General features: G+C 37.9%; 19 protein-coding genes. 7 read left to right on the plus strand and 12 right to left on the minus strand.

The features are described from left to right. Positions 1 to 12: 12 nt before the first annotated feature. From uvrB to EI546_RS00255, 6 genes are all read right to left on the minus strand, one after another. On the minus strand, positions 13 to 2,016 hold the full coding sequence (uvrB, locus tag EI546_RS00230; RefSeq protein WP_128248654.1) for an excinuclease ABC subunit UvrB: 2,004 nt from the start codon (positions 2,014 to 2,016) through the stop codon (positions 13 to 15). Between the two features lie 112 nt (positions 2,017 to 2,128). Further along, positions 2,129 to 2,500 (minus strand): DUF4345 family protein, encoded by a 372-nt coding sequence (locus EI546_RS00235; protein ID WP_128248655.1) that lies wholly within the window; start codon positions 2,498 to 2,500, stop codon positions 2,129 to 2,131. 129 nt (positions 2,501 to 2,629) lie between these two features. Continuing rightward, positions 2,630 to 3,301 carry a SanA/YdcF family protein gene (locus EI546_RS00240; RefSeq protein WP_128248656.1) on the minus strand — a complete coding sequence of 224 codons (672 nt, stop codon included), beginning with the start codon at positions 3,299 to 3,301 and terminating at the stop codon, positions 2,630 to 2,632. A gap of 159 nt (positions 3,302 to 3,460) precedes the next feature. Continuing rightward, positions 3,461 to 6,517 carry a T9SS type B sorting domain-containing protein gene (locus EI546_RS00245; RefSeq protein WP_128248657.1) on the minus strand — a complete coding sequence of 1,019 codons (3,057 nt, stop codon included), beginning with the start codon at positions 6,515 to 6,517 and terminating at the stop codon, positions 3,461 to 3,463. 195 nt (positions 6,518 to 6,712) lie between these two features. Next, positions 6,713 to 7,549 carry an ABC transporter permease gene (locus tag EI546_RS00250; RefSeq protein ID WP_128248658.1) on the minus strand — a complete coding sequence of 279 codons (837 nt, stop codon included), beginning with the start codon at positions 7,547 to 7,549 and terminating at the stop codon, positions 6,713 to 6,715. A gap of 3 nt (positions 7,550 to 7,552) precedes the next feature. Next, positions 7,553 to 8,449, minus strand: coding sequence for an ABC transporter ATP-binding protein (locus EI546_RS00255; RefSeq protein WP_128248659.1), 897 nt, complete (start codon positions 8,447 to 8,449; stop codon positions 7,553 to 7,555). Positions 8,450 to 8,577: 128 nt separating this feature from the next. Between EI546_RS00255 and EI546_RS00260 the strand changes: the two genes are divergently transcribed. After that, positions 8,578 to 9,510, plus strand: a complete 933-nt coding sequence (locus EI546_RS00260) for a peptidylprolyl isomerase (protein ID WP_128248660.1) — start codon at positions 8,578 to 8,580, stop codon at positions 9,508 to 9,510. Positions 9,511 to 9,707: 197 nt separating this feature from the next. On the opposite strand, the gene EI546_RS00265 is transcribed toward EI546_RS00260, so the two are convergent. Further along, positions 9,708 to 10,280, minus strand: a complete 573-nt coding sequence (locus tag EI546_RS00265; RefSeq protein ID WP_128248661.1) for a thioredoxin family protein — start codon at positions 10,278 to 10,280, stop codon at positions 9,708 to 9,710. Positions 10,281 to 10,906: 626 nt separating this feature from the next. Between EI546_RS00265 and EI546_RS00270 the strand changes: the two genes are divergently transcribed. After that, on the plus strand, positions 10,907 to 11,218 hold the full coding sequence (locus tag EI546_RS00270) for a phosphoribosylpyrophosphate synthetase (RefSeq protein ID WP_128248662.1): 312 nt from the start codon (positions 10,907 to 10,909) through the stop codon (positions 11,216 to 11,218). After that, complete coding sequence (locus EI546_RS00275; RefSeq protein WP_128248663.1) at positions 11,211 to 11,546, plus strand: tRNA-binding protein; 336 nt, start codon at positions 11,211 to 11,213, stop codon at positions 11,544 to 11,546. The genes EI546_RS00270 and EI546_RS00275 overlap by 8 nt, the downstream gene beginning before the upstream one ends. Before the next feature lie 12 nt (positions 11,547 to 11,558). Here EI546_RS00275 and EI546_RS00280 read toward each other — a convergent pair whose 3' ends face one another. Both EI546_RS00280 and EI546_RS00285 read right to left on the minus strand, forming a co-directional pair. Continuing rightward, positions 11,559 to 11,945 carry a hypothetical protein gene (locus tag EI546_RS00280; protein WP_128248664.1) on the minus strand — a complete coding sequence of 129 codons (387 nt, stop codon included), beginning with the start codon at positions 11,943 to 11,945 and terminating at the stop codon, positions 11,559 to 11,561. Between the two features lie 2 nt (positions 11,946 to 11,947). Beyond that, on the minus strand, positions 11,948 to 12,820 hold the full coding sequence (locus EI546_RS00285) for a TIGR02587 family membrane protein (RefSeq protein ID WP_128248665.1): 873 nt from the start codon (positions 12,818 to 12,820) through the stop codon (positions 11,948 to 11,950). 188 nt (positions 12,821 to 13,008) lie between these two features. Between EI546_RS00285 and EI546_RS00290 the strand changes: the two genes are divergently transcribed. Next, on the plus strand, positions 13,009 to 13,518 hold the full coding sequence (locus tag EI546_RS00290; protein ID WP_128248666.1) for a DUF6265 family protein: 510 nt from the start codon (positions 13,009 to 13,011) through the stop codon (positions 13,516 to 13,518). Between the two features lie 48 nt (positions 13,519 to 13,566). Here EI546_RS00290 and EI546_RS00295 read toward each other — a convergent pair whose 3' ends face one another. The 3 genes from EI546_RS00295 to EI546_RS00305 form a co-directional block, all read right to left on the minus strand. After that, positions 13,567 to 15,414 (minus strand): mechanosensitive ion channel family protein, encoded by a 1,848-nt coding sequence (locus tag EI546_RS00295; protein ID WP_128248667.1) that lies wholly within the window; start codon positions 15,412 to 15,414, stop codon positions 13,567 to 13,569. 156 nt (positions 15,415 to 15,570) lie between these two features. Next, a complete protein-coding gene (locus tag EI546_RS00300) occupies positions 15,571 to 15,972 on the minus strand; it encodes a PUR family DNA/RNA-binding protein (RefSeq protein ID WP_128248668.1) in 402 nt (133 codons plus the stop codon). Positions 15,973 to 16,038: 66 nt separating this feature from the next. Then, positions 16,039 to 17,796: an ABC transporter ATP-binding protein gene (locus EI546_RS00305; RefSeq protein ID WP_128248669.1), complete on the minus strand. Its 1,758-nt coding sequence runs from the start codon at positions 17,794 to 17,796 to the stop codon at positions 16,039 to 16,041. 121 nt (positions 17,797 to 17,917) lie between these two features. On the opposite strand from EI546_RS00305, the gene EI546_RS00310 reads away from it, so the two are divergent. The 3 genes from EI546_RS00310 to EI546_RS00320 all read left to right on the plus strand — a co-directional run bounded on the left by EI546_RS00310 (position 17,918) and on the right by EI546_RS00320 (position 20,582). After that, entirely contained in the window at positions 17,918 to 19,015 is a 1,098-nt protein-coding gene (locus EI546_RS00310; protein WP_128248670.1) for a Glu/Leu/Phe/Val family dehydrogenase, read from the plus strand. Positions 19,016 to 19,114: 99 nt separating this feature from the next. Next, positions 19,115 to 20,059 carry a transcription antitermination factor NusB gene (gene nusB, locus EI546_RS00315; protein WP_128248671.1) on the plus strand — a complete coding sequence of 315 codons (945 nt, stop codon included), beginning with the start codon at positions 19,115 to 19,117 and terminating at the stop codon, positions 20,057 to 20,059. A 52-nt stretch (positions 20,060 to 20,111) separates the two neighbouring features. Further along, a complete protein-coding gene (locus EI546_RS00320; protein WP_128248672.1) occupies positions 20,112 to 20,582 on the plus strand; it encodes a DUF1573 domain-containing protein in 471 nt (156 codons plus the stop codon). Positions 20,583 to 20,596: the final 14 nt, after the last annotated feature.

Raw genomic sequence — 20,596 nt, forward strand, 5'->3', positions numbered from 1 at the left:
ATAATTCAGAATTTAGAATTCCGAATTTTCCAGTTGTTTCTGAAAAGTTTGAATCTTATCTCTAAGCTTGGCAGCCATCATAAAATCTAAATCCTTTGCGGCCTTTTCCATTGCTTTTCGGGTATCGCGGATTTTCTTTTCAATTTGCGGTTTTGTCAAATACGCTACTTCTGATTCCGCAGCTAAAGTTTCCGCTTGCTCAAATGAATACGCTTCTTGCTTGGATCTTGTTAAGGAGTTTTGGAAGGACTTTTTAATGGCAGTAGGTGTAATGCCGTGTTCTTGGTTATAGGCAATCTGCTTTTCTCGACGGTACTCCGTGCCATCAATTGTGGCCTGCATGCTGTGGGTGATTTTATCTGCATACATAATTGCTTTTCCGTTTAAATTTCTAGCAGCTCTACCCACGGTTTGTGTAAGAGAACGATTGCTTCTTAAGAAACCTTCTTTATCCGCATCCAGGATTGCAACTAAGGAGACCTCCGGTAAATCTAGCCCTTCACGCAAAAGGTTTACTCCAACGAGAACATCAAAAAGACCTAATCGCAGATCCTGCATTATTTCTACTCTTTCCAGCGTATCAACATCACTATGGATATATCGGCAACGGATTTGTACCCTGCTCATATATTTAGTCAGTTCTTCCGCCATTCTTTTTGTCAAAGTGGTCACCAAAACACGTTCGTCTTTTTCTACGCGCAACTGGATTTCCTCCAACAAATCATCAATTTGATTCAAGCTTGGTCGTATTTCTATCACAGGATCAAGTAAGCCGGTAGGACGGATAATTTGTTCCACATATACGCCGCCACTTTTTTCCAGTTCGTAATCAGCTGGAGTCGCACTCACGTAAATCACTTGATTTTGTAGAGCTTCAAATTCCTCCGCCTTTAATGGTCGGTTATCCATTGCTGCTGGCAAACGGAAGCCATATTCCACCAGATTTTCCTTTCTTGAGCGGTCGCCGCCGTACATTGCACCAACTTGGGGTATGGTGACGTGACTTTCGTCAACCACCATTAAATAATCTTTTGGAAAATAATCCAACAAACAGAACGGTCGGGTCCCGGGCAAACGTCTATCTAAATAACGGGAGTAGTTTTCTATTCCGCTGCAATAGCCAAGTTCACGGATCATTTCTAGATCAAAATTGGTTCGTTCGTCCAATCGTTTTGCTTCAAGATTTTTTCCTATCTCATTAAAATAGGCTACCTGCGCCACCAAATCGTCCTGTATTTCACGAATTGCGTTCTGAAGTACATCTGGAGAGGTCACAAACATATTAGCCGGATAAATATTCAAACGGTCATAGGTGCCCTTAATATTATTGTTCAGCGGATCAAATACTTCGATTTCCTCAATTTCATCCCCAAAAAAATGAATCCTAAAAGCATCATCGGCGTATCCCGGATAAATGTCAACTGTATCTCCTTTAATCCGAAAACGGCCGTGGTTAAATTCTGCTTCCGTTCGGGAATAAAGACTTTGAACCAACATGTGAAGTAGTTTGGTCCTTGAAATAATTTGATCCTTTTTTAAACTGATAACGTTTTTCTGAAATTCTATAGGGTTACCAATACCATAAATGCACGAAACTGAAGATACAACCAGTACATCCCGCCGACCGGAAAGTAGTGAAGATGTTGTACTCAGACGCATTTTTTCGATCTCTTCATTTATCGAAAGATCTTTTTCAATATAAGTGCCGCTACTGGGAATAAAAGCTTCGGGTTGGTAATAATCGTAATAAGAAACAAAGTATTCCACCGCACTCTCTGGAAAAAGGTTTTTAAACTCCGTATAAAGCTGCGCGGCCAAGGTTTTATTATGTGCCAATACCAAAGTTGGTTTTTGCACACGTTCCACTACATTGGCTACGGTAAAGGTTTTTCCCGAACCTGTAACTCCTAATAAAGTTTGATATTTTTCTCCCGAATCTAGTCCGGCGATCAAAGCTTTTATAGCCTGGGGCTGGTCTCCTGTGGGCTGGAATTCAGAGGCTATTTTGAATTTCATATTTTCTTTTCAAGGCGGTGCAAAAATACGGAAAAAATGTGGAAAGAGGTTTGTAATGGAAGGAGCTAATAGACTTTTTAGAAACGGAATATTCAAAGGATGGCGTATTATTTCAACGCAAGTACTGAAGTAGAATAATTATAATTCCCAACAAAATTTCAAGAGTCATTATAAAATCAAAATATTTTCCCGCAGGACCGACTTTAATTCTTGAATACCACCTACCCAAGCCGGAAAATGCAACAACAATTCCTAAAAAATAAATTATATCACCGGTTTTGTGGAAATTAAAAACCACCCAAGCCAACAGAAATCCCATTCCAAAATAAATCCCACTTAAAAATCTAAAAAGATCATCCATAACCCTTTGAATGGGGATATCTTTTGGTAAAAAGTAATGAGCGCCTTTTAGCAACAGGTTTAAACCTCCCAATAAGCATATTAGGGCGACAACGGCTAATAAGATTTGTAAGGTCAAATCCATAATTTTATCCCTTAAGTTAATAAAGATCAATAAAATTATAACACTTATTCTAAAAACAGAAACTGTAGTGTGTTAATAACCAAATAATTCTGAGGTATTCTAGGATTCTAAAATAGCAAGAAGTTAGGTTTATTCCGGGATTTCGATTTCTTTTGCTTTCCGGGAGCCTATATAGATTTTTTCGCCATAAAATTTGGGTTGAACATCAAAAACAATATCAAGATAAGCTTTGGTCCGAGCAAAATACTCCCGAAGCTTTACTTTTAAACCGTCTGTTCCCTCCATATCCCGTGCGTTAAATCCAATTGCTTTTATTCCTTTTTTTTCAGCAATATAAATGGCACGTTCATTTTGGAATTCCTGTGAAATAATAGTGATTTCCTTTTGACCGAAAATTTCCTTTGAGCGTACTACGGAATCCAACGTTCTAAACCCCGCATAATCCAGAAAAATCACTTCTGCCGGAATACCTCTCTTTACCAGCTCTTTTTTGAATACCATAGGCTCGTTATAATAAAGAGAGCCGTTATCTCCACTTACGAGGATATAGTCAATTTTATCACTATTATATAGTTCAACCGCCGCATCAATCCGATATTTAAAATATAGATTTATCCCGCCATCCTTATAATATTTTGCGGTTCCAAGAAGCAACCCAACCCGGTTCTTTTTGATGGATCCCGTATTGGAAAAAGTTTTGTTTTCAGCGGTTTTTCCAATGGTGTAATTGGAAAAAATAATTAGTAATAAAACCACTGAAAATAAAAATACGACGGCGTATATCAATCGCTTTTTGTTCATTTTTATCTAAAGAGAAATGTAGTGGGTTTAGTGTTGAAATGACCGTAAAGCTAATGAAATTCAATGTTCTGTTCACGGAAAACATCGACTTTAAGAGTTTCTGTATGTGAATATATTCCGGTAGAATTTCTTTTAAGTTTCTTGTTCAGGATTCTCCAATTAGTAATTTACATATACCCAGCCGATAAAGGGTTCGGGATAGTTGGGGTCATTAAGCATTAAAACATAATAATAAGTCCCCACCGGAACCAAGCTTCCCCTAAAGAGCAATCCTTTCGTTGCCACTCCATCCCAAAAGCCATCTTGGTTATGCCCAGTATGGATTAGGTTGCCATTTCGGGAGTAGATCTCCAGTTCAAAATTTGGATATACATCCAATAAATTACTTATTTCGAAAACATCATTTATTCCATCATTATTAGGAGAAAATCCCTGCGGAATAAAGGGAGCACATTTTTCTGTTTTTAAGAGAAAGGACGCGGTCGCAAAACAAATATCATTGTCAAATCGAACATAAATAGTCTGTGGATCGCTCACATTCTTGTAATCGGAGGGCGAACTGATGGGATTTGAATTTTCCAGGGCATCTTCCAAAGACGTAAAATAGACAACCAATCCATCCGAACCACTGTAAACCAAATTGTCCTGGACCGTAAGATCAAAAGTGGCCGTATTAAAACCTTCGTCGCACTTTATAAGATTTGGAAGGTTGGGAATGGGAGGGATGCTTTCAAAAGAAACTTGTCGGGAAAAACTATTGTTGTCCATCCTGATTTCTTCAACCGTATGGTTGCCGTTAAAATCCTCGTTCACAATTGCGGTTAGCGTGAAGGTGTCGGCCAAGTTGTCTGGCAGAAATAGTTGCACTTCATTTGTTTCGCTTCCTCCAACAGGAATGCTGTTTTTGGTGTATGCAAGATTGAGCGGAATTTCATCGGCATAAAATGCAATAGGAACATTTGCGGGCAATGGGCCGGTGGCTTCCAGATTGTAAACTGTAAAAGGCAAGAGCAGGATGCGATTTCGGCAGGCATTTATTTCAGGGAAATCGACCGTAGCATCCGGGATGGGACAGAAAATTACCGTAACGGTAAAACTGTCCACCAAAAAACAATCAGGATTGGCCACCCGAACATAGATGGTTTGCGGATTTTCGGTATTCTGAAAATTTTCAGGATGGGGAATGGAATTAACATTGTTTTCCGCATCTTCCTCTGAAAGATGAAAGCTGAGGTCGTAAATGGGATCTATCTCGGAAGTAGATTCGGTAAGATCGAAATGATCCCCGTCGATTACTTCACAATTCTCCAGATTTTTAAGTCCGGTGATAATCGGATTAATAAGTAAATGAACGGGGATTCCATCTTCGTTATTGGTTTCATCCAGCTCTTCGATTATCCCGGTTCCATTTCCTATGTCATCCACAACAATTTTTAATATAAAATCACTTCCTATTTCTTCGGGAACCGTGAAAGTTATTGAACCTTCTTCATAGCCATCAATTGGAATATCCGTAACGGTCGCACTTTGAGCAATTAAAAGATCATCTGCATAAAATGCAATCGGAGTGCCCGCCGGTAAAATCCCCAGGCTTTCCAGGTTGTAAACCGTGTAATCAATAGTTAGTTCACGATTGCCACATTCCATATCCCCAAGCAGATTGTCCAAAGAAATCGTGGCATCAGGCAGGGGGCAATCGAGAACTGTAACAGTAAAACTGTCTATCAAAAAACAATCAGGGTTTGATACACGGATATAGATGGTTTGTGGATTTTCAGTATTCCGAAAAGTTTCAGGATTAAGTATTGGGTTCGTATTGTTCTCCGCATCTTCTTCTGAAAGATGAAAACTGAGTTCATAAATCGGATCAATTTGGGAAGTAGCCTCCGTAAGATCAAAATATTCGTCGCCCACTATATCGCATTTCTCCAGATCGTGAAGTCTGTTAATTACAGGGTTTTCAAGTAAATGAAAGGCAATTTCATCTTCATTGTTGTCTTCATTTAATTCCCGGACTATTCCAGTTCCATTTCCTATATCATCTACAACGGCCTTAAGGATAAAATCTGCTCCAATTTCCGCAGGAACCGTAAATGAAACAGATCCGCTTTCCTGACCATCGATGGGAATGTCATTAATTGTAGCGGCCTGGGCAACCAAGATATTATCTGCGTAAAATGCGATAGGCGTTGGAGCAGGTAAAAGTGCCGTACTGTTAAGATTATAAACGGTATAATCTACGGTGAGTTCTCGATTATTACATTCGGTTCCTCCAACAGTATTGTCTATAGAGATGGTGGCATCTGGCAATTCTGTATTTAGAACCGTAATAATATTATTTATCATTACGAAGTCTTGGCCACTTGTCAGCTGTATCGTGGCAGAAGTGTCCCCTACATTTATATAGCCGGAAATAGGATAAAAGTCAATATCCATATTATAAAGCGTATTGCTTCCCGTAAAACTATTTGTACCGTTGAAGGCGTTGTTTGGTGGATTTAATGGAGGATTGCTAAGAATATATCCGTTTATTCTAAGTGTTTCATTAACTGCTATTTCGGCATCGCCCTCCCAAGCTAGAAATCCGATTTTGGCACCTTCGGTATCGAGCACCATGAGATTATTTAGGGTGATTTCCAGCGTCTGATTGTTGCGATTTACGCTTTCTAGGCCATCAAATATATTTACCTGATTTATGGGCAATGTCGAATCTTCATAAACTACTGTTACCGCCCAACCCCCAAAATTGGTTCCAGAACCTGGTGGACTACAATAGGCTGGGATAACGTCGGTCAGATCTAGATCGGCTAGGGTGTAATTGCCATTTCCAGTATTTTGAACTTGCTGGGTTACCTCCGCAAATGCGGCAAAATAAATATAATCTGTGCCACTTTGATTGTAAGTTAGGTTGAAGGTCCGTTCGGCGGAAATAGGTACTTGGTTAAAAGTGACGTCGAAATCACCCGGTCCCGAGCCGGCCCAATACAAAAATGCAGCAACCACTTCCTGATTTGGTTCCAAATTGAGTGCTGCGCTACTACTCGTCAAGATTGTACAAGGACTATTAGCTCCGTTTTCGGTAATATTTAGCGTGTTCCCAAAAGCAGTATAATCATAATTTCCATTGAACTGTTGGTATAGGGTTATGTCCTGAGAAAAGGCAAAATTGCATATAACCAGAAGGACGACGAGAACATAATGCTTAATGAAGTGCATGGTGGTTGAAAGGTTGTTGGCTAAATATAAGAAAATTCAACCTTACGGCTCAATGGGACGCAACTTAATATCCGAAGAAATTTGAATTTGAAATTAAATCGAAATTGAATTTAAATAGGTCGAAGTAGCAATACTAACTTGAATAAGAATATTAATAACTTAGATCTTTAGCCTCTAAGTGAAAGAAATATTCGGTTAAAGGTCTCTTCTCTTTAGAATAGCATAAGAAGCATAAATAAAGAATGCCGTCCAGAGCAGAACGATTAAAATGTTGAGATAACCAACCTCATAAGTTTTGGAAAAACCTTCCCCAAGTTGATTAGCGGCAGATTGTATTGCGCCCAATCTACTAAAAGGTTCTTTAATAAGATTTGCCATAGAATTAAGTGGAAAAACCGTTGCAACGTGGTCTGCAATCTCGGTATCCTTAAAGATTTTCCATTTCAATAAACCATAGACAAGCCATTCAATTACTTGCCAAACAATTAAAAACCCTAGGGCGAAAGCAGATCGTTTTACCAAAATTCCCAGAAAAAGACAGAATGAGAAGAATGCTACCAACTTTAAGAAATAAGCTCCAATATATTGTAAGCCACTAAAGATTATTCCAATTTCGGTGTAATCGGAAAACATTAGACCCAGAATCAGCGAAACCAGAAAAATGAAAACCGTTGAAATTGCAGCAAAGAGCAAGACGGTTAGAAATTTGGAAAGAATAAACTCTTTTTTGCTAAGACCGTCGATTAAATTTTGTTTTAATGTACGGTAACTGTACTCGTTACTCACCATCGAAACTATTACTATTGCCAAAAACAGCTTCAATATTGCTGCTATATACGTATTAAAATGCCAGATATACGGAAAATTGAAAATTCCCTGATCGGCCACTCGAAAGTGGAAATCCCCAAAATTGAACTCAATGGAGGATATTAAGGCAATAAATGTAATGAGCACAAAATAAACAATGGAAATTACTTTTGCGGCCCGGTTATATCGAAGCTTGTGCAGTTCAATGGTTAATAATCGCAGCATCGTTTATTTTTGTTTGGTAATTTCCAAAAATTGCTCTTCTAGACTTTCCTTTCGTTTTGTGAGATAGGAAAGTACAATTCCTTTTTGAAAAAGAAACTGGTTTACTTCGGAAGCATCCAATGGAACATTTAGATAAGCTATTAGATATTCTCCATCTCTTTTTAAAGTTCCAAAAGCAGGGTTTTGCGTCAATGCTTGTTGAAGCTCCTCCATATTCTCGCTCTTCATTGTTATAAATCCCTGGCTGGCATTCATTCCATCCACCAATCCTGAATAGAGACTTACTCCTTTTCGTAGAATAACAACGTGGGTACAGACCTTTTCTACCTCATCCAGCAAGTGTGAAGCCAGAAGAATCGTGGTGCCCTGAGCTGCTATTTTTTTTATAATTTCCCGAATCTGATGGATTCCCTGTGGATCGAGTCCGTTAGTAGGTTCATCCAGTATTAATATTTCTGGATCATTTAGTAGTGCAGAAGCAATTGCCAACCGTTGTTTCATTCCTAAAGAAAACGTGCTAAACTTACTGTCTTTTCGGTCTAATAGCCCCACCAGTTCTAGCTTTTCGCAAATTTTCTCTTCGGAAACTTCTTTAATTTGGCAGACCAGTTGCAAGTTTTGCCGTGCCGTCATGTAGGGATAAAAATTGGGATGTTCTATGATTGCTCCAACCTTCTTGAGTGCATCGTGAGTGGTGGTGTTCCCATCGAACCAGTGAAAATGGCCAGACGTGCGGTTAACAACATTCAGGACAATTCCTAAAGTTGTACTTTTTCCGCTGCCATTGGGGCCCAAAATACCATAGACATTTCCCTTTTCGATAGTGAAAGAAAGGTTATCTACAGCGGTCAACGACCCGAACTTTTTGGTAAGGTTTGAAATGGTCAGTATATGGGACACAGTGTTTTTTTGGCGGTTTTCAATATTTGACGACTGGTATGATTTTTTGTTACATTTTTTCAATTCAGATTTCTGAAATCAGAATTCTGAATTAACTAACTTTGTAATTCATTTTTAAAACCTAGAAAATGCAAGACGGAATTTACGCAAAAATAACCACTGAGAAAGGTGATATCCTAATAAAGTTGACCTATAAAAAAACTCCAGGAACGGTTGGAAATTTTGTGGCACTGGCAGAAGGAAATTTGGAAAATAAAGTAAAACCACAAGGAACTCCTTATTACGATGGATTGAAATTCCACAGGGTAATCCCAGATTTTATGATGCAAGGTGGTGATCCACAAGGAACTGGGTCTGGCGGACCGGGATATGATTTTGAGGACGAGTTTCATCCAGATCTTCGTCACGATTCCCCAGGAGTGCTGTCTATGGCAAATTCGGGGCCTGCCAGTAATGGTAGTCAGTTCTTTATCACTCATGTTGCCACTCCTTGGCTTGATGACAAGCATACTATTTTTGGAAATGTTGTAGAAGGACAGAATGTTGTAGATTCCGTTGCTCAGGGAGATACAATGAAAAAAGTCGAAATTATCCGAGTAGGAGAGGAAGCCGAAAATTGGAATGCAGTTGAGGCCTTTAGAAGATTCACGGGAGAAAGAGAGCAACGTATTGCCCAAATTAAAAAGCAGGAAGAGGATGAAATAAGAAAAGTTTCTGAAGGTTTCGACAGAACAGATAGCGGGCTGCTTTATAAAATAATACATAAAGGAAGTGGTAAAAAAGCTGAAAAAGGAAAAACAGTTTCTGTGCATTACAAAGGGATGTTGACCGATGGAACTGAATTTGACTCTTCATATAAGAGAAAACAACCGATTGAGTTTCCGTTGGGCCGTGGACAGGTTATTGAAGGCTGGGACGAAGGTATCCAGTTATTGCAAGTTGGCGATAAAGCCCGTTTTGTAATCCCATCACATCTTGCCTACGGCGAGCGCGGTGCAGGTGGCGTAATCCCTGCGAGAGCTACTTTAATATTTGATGTGGAATTGATGGATGTTAGGTAATTCAGAATTATGAATTCAGAATTATGAATTAGGAATAAGAGTGAAATAAATTGGAAAGAAAACAATACAAATCAAAAAAGCTGAACAATGACGTCATTGTTCAGCTTTAAGTTATAAAATTTAATCCTTTAATAATCTGTATCGGTTATTTAGGACTAGACATTGTTTTAGATGGTTTGATTCATCACAATGCCATATTAAAGTTCTGCATTTACCTCCCGCCATTTTATATTACAACCCATACTCGGTTTTTGATCCTTTCGCTGGGGATTGTTGTTCAGAATATTATCCAGGGCTTCCCGCAGATCGCGACCATTAACGGGAATGCCATTCCCGGGCCTGGAATTATCCAATTGGCCGCGATAAACCAATTTTAATTCTGCGTCAAATAAGTAAAAATCCGGAGTGCAGGCAGCTTGGTATGCTTTTGCCACCTCTTGTGTTTTATCATATAAATAAGGAAATGGATATCCAACCCGTTGGGCAGTTCGCCACATCTCGATAGGAGAATCGTCGGGATATTTTTCTACGTCATTACTGCTTATAGCAACAAATCCGAAGCCAGTAACACGATAATCATTGCTGATCCTCACAATTTCATCATTGACGTGCTTTACATAAGGGCAGTGATTACAAATAAACATAACTACCGTTCCTTTTTTTCCTCGCACGTTTTTTAGGGAGATAGTGTTCAAACTCACTGTATCCAATAAAATAAAATCAGGAGCGATGGTGCCTAAAGGAAGCATGTTGGATTCAGTTCTGGCCATTTTATACTTTTATATTACTGAATTATTTATTAGGGATAAAGTTACGATTTTTGGGGAGTAATTAGACCTGAAAATGAAAGTTGCTTTTGTCAAACCTGATAATTGAAGGTTATTTCAAGTTTGATGATTTGCTAAAGAATATACAAAATTTTGTTGTTACCAAGGAACTGGTTTAATTTTAGGCATTAGGCATTGGGCATTAGGCATTGGGCATTAGGCATTGGGCATTAGGTATTGGGCATTGGGCATTGGGCATTGGGCATTGGGCATTGGGCATTGGGCATTGGGCATTGGGCATTAGGCATTAGAAAGTATGCATTAGGCATTAGGCATTAGGAAATAGGAGGTGGGGAGTGGGAAGTTTAAAATAGAGGACAGAAAATTGAGAATAGTGAAAAGAGAATTTAAGGTGAGCGTTGTCAATTAAATTTTAATAGTAAACCATAAACCACAAACTTTCGTCCACCGAAGCTTTAGCACAGGTGGTGAAAGAAACTGGGAGCTTGGAACTTGTAACTTGTACAAACCAGGAACTAGGATAAACTTGAAACTTGAGACTTAGAGCTTGAACCTTAAAACCCTGATCCTAAATCTAAAAATTAAAATAAAAACAAAAGAACAATATTATGCAAAAATCATATTCATCATTATCCGTAGCGATTGAAGATTTACAAAAAAATGGGTTTCCTGAAGATTTTAATCTCGTGGCAGAGGGAATAGAATCGAAGTCATTAAAAAGAAAATGGAAAGCTGGAGATCTAGAGGTTATAAAATTCTACCGTTTTGAGGGAATGACCGATCCGGGAGATAACACCATTCTATTTGCAATTGAAACTAACGACGGCCATAAGGGTTTATTGGTCGATGCTTATGGAGCTTATGAAGGTGATGTTTCGCCTGAAATGATAAAAAAACTTTCAATCCGGCACGATGAATAACCTTTCTTGGGAAGATTTTCAAAAGGTGGAAATGCGCGTGGGCACAATCCTAGAGGTGAAGGATTTTCCCGAATCGCGAAATCCCTCATACCAACTTTTGATAGATTTTGGTTCTGAGTTAGGGCAACGAAAAACTTCAGCTCAGATTACATCCCTTTATTCCAAAGAGGAATTGGTTGGCAAGCAAATAATTGCCGTGGTGAACTTTCCGAAAAAACAGATAGCCAATTTTATGAGCGAATGTCTCATTTTGGGAGCAGTAGAAGGAAAGGATGTCACGTTATTGAAAACCGATAGAAAAGTTGAAAATGGTCTAAGAATCCTATAGAATATCCAGGTCTTAAGGAGTAGAATAACCGGATACGTGGGTTTTAATCTTATTTGGATCTGGTTTTTTGGTGAAATTTACCCAGGCCTTGTTCGATGATTTCCCTGGAATATACTGAAATGATAATTGCCCAGTTTCTTGATTGTCCCCTTCTCCCGAACTAATTTCGATATTAATATTCTCCGCTGTTTGCGTACCATTATTTTTTACTGACACCGGAATGGAATAACCCTGCTGTTTTTGGGTTATTTCGCCTAAGGAAATTACCAAATCGGGCGGAGTGTTTTCTCGGTAGATTATTTGGTAAATTAAAAATCCGAAGGTAAATAAAACCAGTATCCCCGCAATGACGGTAACAATACGTTCAAGCCAGTTCGTATTTTCACTTTTATCTTTCATATTTATGACTGTATTAGCAATCTTCCTGCCGATGCACCTAGGGCAGCTGGAAAGCCCAACACCACAATTTCGGAAACCATAGTGTAAAGGGAAATATTCTCAAAACGTCCAAAAAACCATAGCATAAAGGCCGAGGCAACAAGGGAAACCGCGTACATTATCAATGTTCCCGAAAAGACACCTACCAAACTTGAAGGTTTTGATACCCATCGACTTGACCCTGTAAAATTGATATAATATAATACTGCGCCTCCAATTCCGATGGAGAGAAGGGCTATTAGGAATAATTTGTATGCTGGAGTTTCCAAGGCAATAACGATAACTTCATCTGTGGGTGCTATGTTTGAAGCAATTAATATTGCCCCGCACAATGAAATATTCAGGGTTCTAAGTAAATTAGGTTCCGCATTGGATTTAACCAACATCTTTTTATCCTCGTCTTTTTCTTCTTCTTTAATTTCAGCTTCTTCATCTCTTCCTAGCTGTGATTTTCCTACCGAAATACCGATAGCCACCGTAACTGCTTCAACAACTATTTTCCCCGTAATTTCCTGAATGGACATTTGATCTGTAATCCGTTGGGTGACCCAAAGAATGAATAAAGTAAGAATAAGACCTAGTCCCATTTCTTCAGCCGATTCCATAAGACCTTCCCAAATCGTGTGTTCATGACGAATACCAACATAATAGTTATATACCATTAATAGAAAAAGTCCCACTAAAAAATAGACAGTAAGCGGAAAAGGATCTGTATTAAATCCAGCCCACCATAATTCCATGGTATAAAGCATGGGTAAACTGAAGAGAAGACCTCCAGTCAATCCGCGGCCATATTCTTTAAGAGAGTCCGATATTGATTTTGAGGATTTACCCATCTCTCAAAAGTATTTTTTTTACGTACCTAGGATAAAGATAATCAAAACAAGGTTTTCTTAATTTTTAGAAATCGATTTTAGAGAATGTTTAAGATGAAAATTAATTATCAGAGTTTTAGACATAAAAAATTTTAACAGCAGATATTGTAAAGTTTTATTTCCTATTTTGGTTAAATAAAACGGAATTTATGAGAAACCATATTCTGCTATCCACCCTTCTTTTATTTGCTCTAACGTCCTGTAAGGAAAATTCTAAATTAATTTCTCCAGAAACGAATACGACAATCGAAAGATTCAAAAAACTGAATGAGTTTAACTGGCTGGTTGGAAGTTGGGTAAATAGAAGTGGGAATAAGTTTTCTAAAGAAACTTGGACAAAAGAGAACGATAGTACACTTTCGGCTTTTAGTTATACCCAAATAGAGAAAGACACTGTCTTTGTTGAGTTAATGCTGCTTCAGCAAAAAAATGACTCAGTAATTTTAACGGTTACCGATGGAAGAAACAAAAATGACATAGTTCCCTTTAAATTAATCTCTTCAGATAATGGAGAACATACATTTGAAAATAAGCAACACGACTTTCCTGAACGGATTATATATACAAATCCCACCCAGGATTCAATCCATGCCTGGATTTTAGGCACTCTAAATGGAGAAGCTCGCAAAGTTGATTTTTACTTTGCTCGAGAAAAATAATTGGCTAGGAGTATTCTCTAACAGGTATCACACAAAGTATGTATGTTTTCAATCCCTTTTAGTTTTCGGTTTTTTTGGCCAGTACACCTCAGGAATTGTAGTTGTACTTCCGTCTCTTCCCGCACGATAATGAGGAGACATAATCTCTATTCCACGCTCATTAAAAACATCCTGAATATTTTCGTGCAAATGTGAATATATCCCACCTTGTCTATTGGCCTCCCTTATGTATGCGTTAATTTCGTAAGCGACATAAAAATCTTCCAATCCTGTTTGGAGAACAAAAGGTGCAGGTTCCTTCAAAACAAATTCTGTACGGAGAGCAGCCTCAATTAGTGCTTCATGGACTTTTCTCCAAGGCACATCATAACCAATAGTTACCGTGCTATGGATTATCAATCCCTTCTCTGGGGCATCAATACTGTAGTTGACAGTATGGCTGCTCATTACCGTAGAATTGGGGATTGAAATAATCTCATTTTGCGCTGTTCTCACCCTTGTAACCAAAGCGGATTTTTCAATTACATCTCCAGAAACATCCCCGATCTTAACCCGATCGCCAATAGTGAACAATCGCATATAAGTTAATATCAACCCGGCGATAACGTTGGAAAGTGAACCAGCAGAACCAAAGGTGAACAAAAACCCTAAAAATACGGAAACTCCTTTAAATATGGGTGAATCACTTCCTGGTAGGTATGGCCATATAACCACGATCATGAAAGCAATAAGGAGAATACGAACTATTTGATAGGTTGGCTCTGCCCAATCTCGATAAAAACCGGTAAGGACCAAGTTACCTTGAGCCACTTCATCCTTTAAAAAGCGAATTCCTCTAAGAATATATCGGAAAACGATTATGATAACAATTATTGTCACTAGGTCCGGAAGGTAATTCCAGAAGGAGAGTAAAATATTTTTTAGCGGATTTAGAATATATCCAAATAGAGTGGAGGCAAAATGTTCTGTCCAGGGGAAAATTCCGAACAATATGGGTAGGGCAATATAAATAGCCAATAAAATAATCAACCATTTCAAAACTTTGTTGATTACAAGTAAAACATTGATCTGTCTATCAGCATCAAAGAGGGTGTAATTTTTAATTTGAACTCCTTTGATTTTTTTATCCTTTTGCGACTGGATTTTAACCGCAGTGTAATCGAAGAACTTGGAAATATATTTTATTAAGGCTATTATAATAAGAAGCACAAGAAGTGCGAGACCAATCTTTTTTGCAATATTGAAATAGTTTGTTTCCTCCTTATATCTTATAACTTCTGCCGTAAGGATGCTTTTGTATTCTTGGGCCAGTTCTTCCTTCGACGTATTGTTCCAAATAGCATCCGTTTCCGTTATGCTCATTATGATTGTTTCGCTCCAAACAATATCATAAGTTGTTTCGGCATTTTCTATTTTAAGGGAAGTATCGTCGAATTTAGGTGCATTTCCCAGATTTTCTAATTTTTTGTTGATAGCCTGTGCCCGATCCTTAGGAGAAAAGCTACCCAATTTAGAATAAAGGGTAAATAAAGTGTCATTAAAAAATCCGATTACCGGAAAACCTTTGGTCGTTTTTTTTAAGGAATCGATTCTCGCTTTTTTCCCCAACAATCGGTTCTTTTCTTTTGCATTTATTGCCTCCAATTGGGCCTGGAGTTCTTCTTTTTTAAGGTTATCCGTGGTTTTTAGAGCACGTAATTGTTCTTCAAGGTTGCTTTTTTGAACAGAGTCTGCTAGTCGTTGGTTCTCGATTTCCAGAAGTCGCTTATTATAGCTTTCGAGTAAAGCAATATTCACGGAATCTTTTTTGACAGTAGTGGTATCATCTTGGGAAAATACTACGCCTCCACAAAAAAAGAGAGCAAGGAATGTTATAATAATTTTGGAACGAATCATCTAGTATCGATTTTGGGCTAAAATAACTAAAAACAAACTCAAGTAAATCAAAAACTTAGAAAGGAAAGAAGAGAAGAGCTATCTCCATTAAAGTGAAAAAAACCGGCTAGAGAATTGCATTCTCTGCCGGTAAGACATTTTAAATGTGATTTATATTTATATATCGTCAAATTCGATATCAGTAAAATTACTGGTATCTGTTTCACCATTGAGTGATGGATTAGAAACAGCCTCAGCAGCTTGTTCTTCTTCATAAGAAGGTTTGTAATCTTTCTGATGGCGCTCGCTAATTACTTCTTCTCCCTTTTCGTCAATAACATAATTGATCATTTCCTCGAGAGTATCCTTGAATTCAGAAAAATCCTCTTTATACAAATAGATTTTGTGTTTTTTGTAATGGAAGGATCCATCGTCGTTCGTAAACTTTTTGCTTTCTGTGATGGTCAGGTAAAAATCTCCTGCTTTCGTGGACCGTACATCAAAAAAATAAGTACGGCGTCCTGCCCGCATTACTTTTGAAAAAATCTCTTCTTGCTCCATTGTAAATTGTTCACCCATGATGTTTGTTTTTTTCTTTATACGATGCCAAAAATCTAAAAAATTTCTATACTAGCCAAAGTAAATTTACATTTCTTTTTCCATAAGTTGCTTTGCATACAACTCCTTGTAATAACCCTCAGAGGCAACTAGTTGATTGTGCGTGCCTCTTTGGATTATTCTTCCCTCCTCCAAAACAATAATTTTAGTGGCATTTTTTACCGATGAAATTCTATGGCTTACGATTATTGTTGTCTTGTTTTTGGTGATTTTTTGCAAATTATGAAGTATCTGTTCTTCCGTTTCTGTATCCACCGCAGATAGGCAGTCGTCAAATAGCAGAATTTTCGGATCTTTTATTATCGCCCTTGCAATGGACAGTCGTTGTTTTTGCCCACCGCTCAAGGTGATCCCGCGTTCTCCAAGAACGGTATCATAACCTTTGTTGAATTCAATAATGTTTTTATGGACCACAGCATTTTTTGCGGCCTGGATAACTTCCTCTTCCGAAGCATCTTCCTTCCCGAATTTAATATTATTCCGAAGAGTATCACTGAACAGAAAGGCATCTTGTGGCACATATCCTATACTATTCCGTAAATCTTGTAAATTTAGTTGCTTAATATTTGTTCCATCAATCGTCAACATTCCATCTGCTACATCGTATAGCCTTCCAATAAGTTCAAGAATGGTTGATTTTCCCGAACCTGTATTACCAACAATAGCAAGGGTTTCTCCCTGAGTTACCGAAAAGGAAACGTCTTTTAAAGCGGTAATGCCCGTATCTGGATAGGTAAAAGTAAGCTTGTGGAATTCAATAGTACCATTAATAGGAGTGTGTTCATCCTTTTCATTTTGAATGGCAGGTTCGGTATGTAGAAATTCATTAATTCTTTTTTGCGACGCCTCCGCCTGCTGTACCATAGAAGCTACAAACCCTACGACCGCAACCGGCCAAGTAAGCATGTTTACATACATTAAAAACTCGACAAGCGTTCCAATTTCAGCAATTTGTCCATTGATGTATCGCGTCCCTCCTATATAAACTACAAGAATATTACTCACCCCAATCAACAACATCATAAGGGGGCCAAATAGTGCTTGAACCTTCGCCAGATCGATATTCTTTTCTTTACTGCCTTCAGCAAGTTGTTCAAAATCATTATTTATTCGGGGCTCGATTCCATAAGCTTTGATTACCGAAATTCCGCTAAAACTCTCTTGGGTAAATGATGTTAATTTGGAAAGATATTGCTGAACTATTGTACTCTTTTGATGGATCATTACACTCAGCTTAAAAATAGCAAACGAAAGTATTGGGAAAGGGGCTACTGCATACAAAGTGAGAATAGGATCTTTATAAAACATATATGTGATAACTACTATAAAAAGAGTCACGGTAGAGATACTGTACATAAGGGCAGGACCTACATACATTCGTACTTTTGAAACGTCTTCACTAATACGGTTCATTAAGTCTCCTGTTCTGTTTTGTTTGTAGAATCCTAATGAGAGTCTTTCGTAATGTTCAAAAACCTTGTTTTTTATATCATATTCAACATAGCGGGATACGACTATAAATGTCTGGCGCATAATAAAAGTAAAGAATCCTGAAAGAAGCGCTGCCCCCAAAAGTAATAGCACATTTATCAAAAGAGCATGTTTTACATCGGCGAGATTGGTTATATCGCCATCCATATATTGTTTTATAGCAGTAACAGAATCGCCAATTTTCATAGGAACTACCAATTTGAAAACCGTTGCGATGATGGTGATGAACACGCCTAGGATAAGTCGCCCTTTATATTTTAAAAAATAATGGTTTAAATATTTTAATTCTTTCATTTATAGAAATTAGGCTTTTTTTTATATTCCTAAATTAACAAGCATTTTATTGTAAAGTACATAGTGAAATATTACTTTTGCAACAGCATTTTAAGGAATAAATAATTATAATTTACAAGGTATGACCACTGAAATAATCGACAAAAACGAACTTCATAAAATGGATCCAGTATTCGGACAAGAGTCTTTTGACAATCACGAACAGATTGTTTTTTGCAACGACAAAGATACTGGATTAAAAGCAATAATTGGTATACACAATACAGTTTTGGGTCCCTCTTTGGGAGGTACCAGGATGTGGAATTACACTTCAGAATGGGATGCTCTTAATGATGTTTTGCGTCTTTCTAGAGGAATGACTTATAAGAGTGCAATTTCTGGTCTAAACCTTGGCGGGGGAAAAGCCGTAATAATCGGAGATGCAAAAACCCAAAAGACCCCGGAACTGATGCTCAAGTTCGGGGAATTTGTAAACTCGTTGGGTGGGAAGTACATTACTGCTGAAGATGTTGGGATGCAAACTTCCGATATGGATTTGGTGCGTACGGTAACTCCTTACGTTACAGGACTTTCTGAGTCTTTGGGAGGAAAAGGGAACCCCTCTCCAATTACTGCTTATGGTGTTTTTATGGGAATGAAAGGGGCAGCACAATTTACTTTCGGAAGTGATGACCTAGAAGGGAAAGTGGTATATGTTCAAGGTATTGGTAATGTGGGTGAAGCTTTGGTGGAGCGTCTTAGCAAAGATGGCGCAAAAGTTTTCATTTCCGATATTAACCGAGACAAATTGGAAGAAGTACGTGATAAGTATAACGTTAAGATATATGAAGGAAACGACCTCTATTCCGAAGAAATGGATATTTATGCACCCTGTGCATTGGGAGCGACGGTAAACGACCAAACCATTGGAAAATTAAAGACTAAAATTATTGCGGGAGCGGCCAATAACCAATTGGCAGTTGAACAAAAACATGGAAAGATGCTCCGCGATAAAGGAATTATCTGGGCACCCGACTTTTTGATTAATGCTGGTGGGGTTATCAATGTTTACGCTGAACTGGAAAACTACGATCGTAAGGAAATTATGCGTAAAACCGAACATATCTACGATACCACATTGGAAATCCTGAAAAATGCTGCCGATAACTCTATAACTACGTATCAAGCGGCGTACAATATTGCCCAAGCCAGAATCGATGAGCGAAAAAACCAAAAATAGTTAACTAAATTGAGTCGTAACTCAGTTGGTATTTTAATATCTTTGCAGCGCACAAGAATATTCTTGTGCGTTGTTTTTTAATAGTTCTTTCATAAAAATATGCTTACACGAAGACATATTAGGGTAAAGGTTTTGCAATCTATCTATGCGTATAACCGACGGGTAAACCCCGATTTGGACGCTCAAGAGAAATTTTTGAAATACAGTATTGAGCAAATGCAGGATCTCTATTTGTTGATGCTTCAGCTAATGATATCCATGCAGGGGCAGGCCGAACGATTTCTGATTATCTCCAAACAAAAATATTTGGCTACCGAAATGGAGAAAAATCCCAGCCATACTTTTGTCGATAATAAATTATTGAAATTAATCGCCTCCAACTCTCTTTTCGCTGAAACTATAGAGAAAAAGAAATTGGATTATTGGAAAATGGATTCGGAATATGTTACCATTCTTTTTAATGAGCTAAAAGAAAAGGATTGGTATAAGGAATATCTTACCAAGGAAAACACGGATTTCAAGGAGGATCAAAAATTTGTGATCCGCATTTACAAAGAGATAATAGCTCCCAACGAAAAAATTTATGAATATATAGAGGACAAGCGACTTACCTGGATAGATGATTTTCCAATTGTCAATACAGCTATTGTTAAGATGCTAGGGAAACTTTCAGAAAAAAATGTCTCTTCTCTATTAGTTCCCGAGCTATATAAGAATAAGGAAGATCGGGAATATGCGATTCAGCTTTTCCGAAAGGTAATCTTGAATGAAGATAAACTCAATGCTGAAATAACCGGCAAGACTCCAAATTGGGATCAAGATCGTATAGCCGATGTTGATTTAATTATTCTCAAAATGGGTATTGCTGAGTTTCTCTACTTCCCTTCCATTCCTGAACGCGCAACCATTAACGAGTACCTGGAAATCTCAAAGGAGTATTCCACGCCGAAGAGCAGCATTTTTGTCAATGGTATCCTTGACAAAATAGTGAAGGAGTTTTCTGAGAACGGTAAGCTTAATAAAATAGGACGGGGGCTTCAATAAAAGTAAAAAAATGACTATTTTTGCCGTGCTAAAAACAAAAATATTAATCACAATGAAAAAATCAATTTTAATTGTAGCAGTGCTATCGGTTTTTGCTTTTTCTTCTTGTAAGGATAATGCAGTGGACAAAGTAAATGAAGACAATGTAGTTGCGGCAGCGGATCGTGACGCTCAATCAGGAAAATTCCCAAAAATTTCTTTTGAGGAAGAACAGTTTGATTTTGGAACAATCGATCAAGGTACCAATGTGGAGCACACATTTAAATTTAAAAATACAGGGGATGCGCCACTTATGATTGTAGATGCAAAAAGCAGTTGTGGATGTACCGTTCCTACCTATACAAAAGAACCTATTGCTCCTGGATCTGAAGGTGAACTTTTGGTAAAATTTAATGGTAGCGGTCAGAATCAAGTGAGCAAAACAGTTACCGTTATTACCAATACTGAGGCAGGATCAGAAACTCTGACCATCAAAGCTTTTGTTAATCCAAAAAATCCAACAACAAAAGCACCTACATCTTAATAAAATCCAATATT

Source organism: Aequorivita sp. H23M31, from assembly GCF_004022485.1.
GTDB lineage: Bacteria > Bacteroidota > Bacteroidia > Flavobacteriales > Flavobacteriaceae > Aequorivita > Aequorivita ciconiae.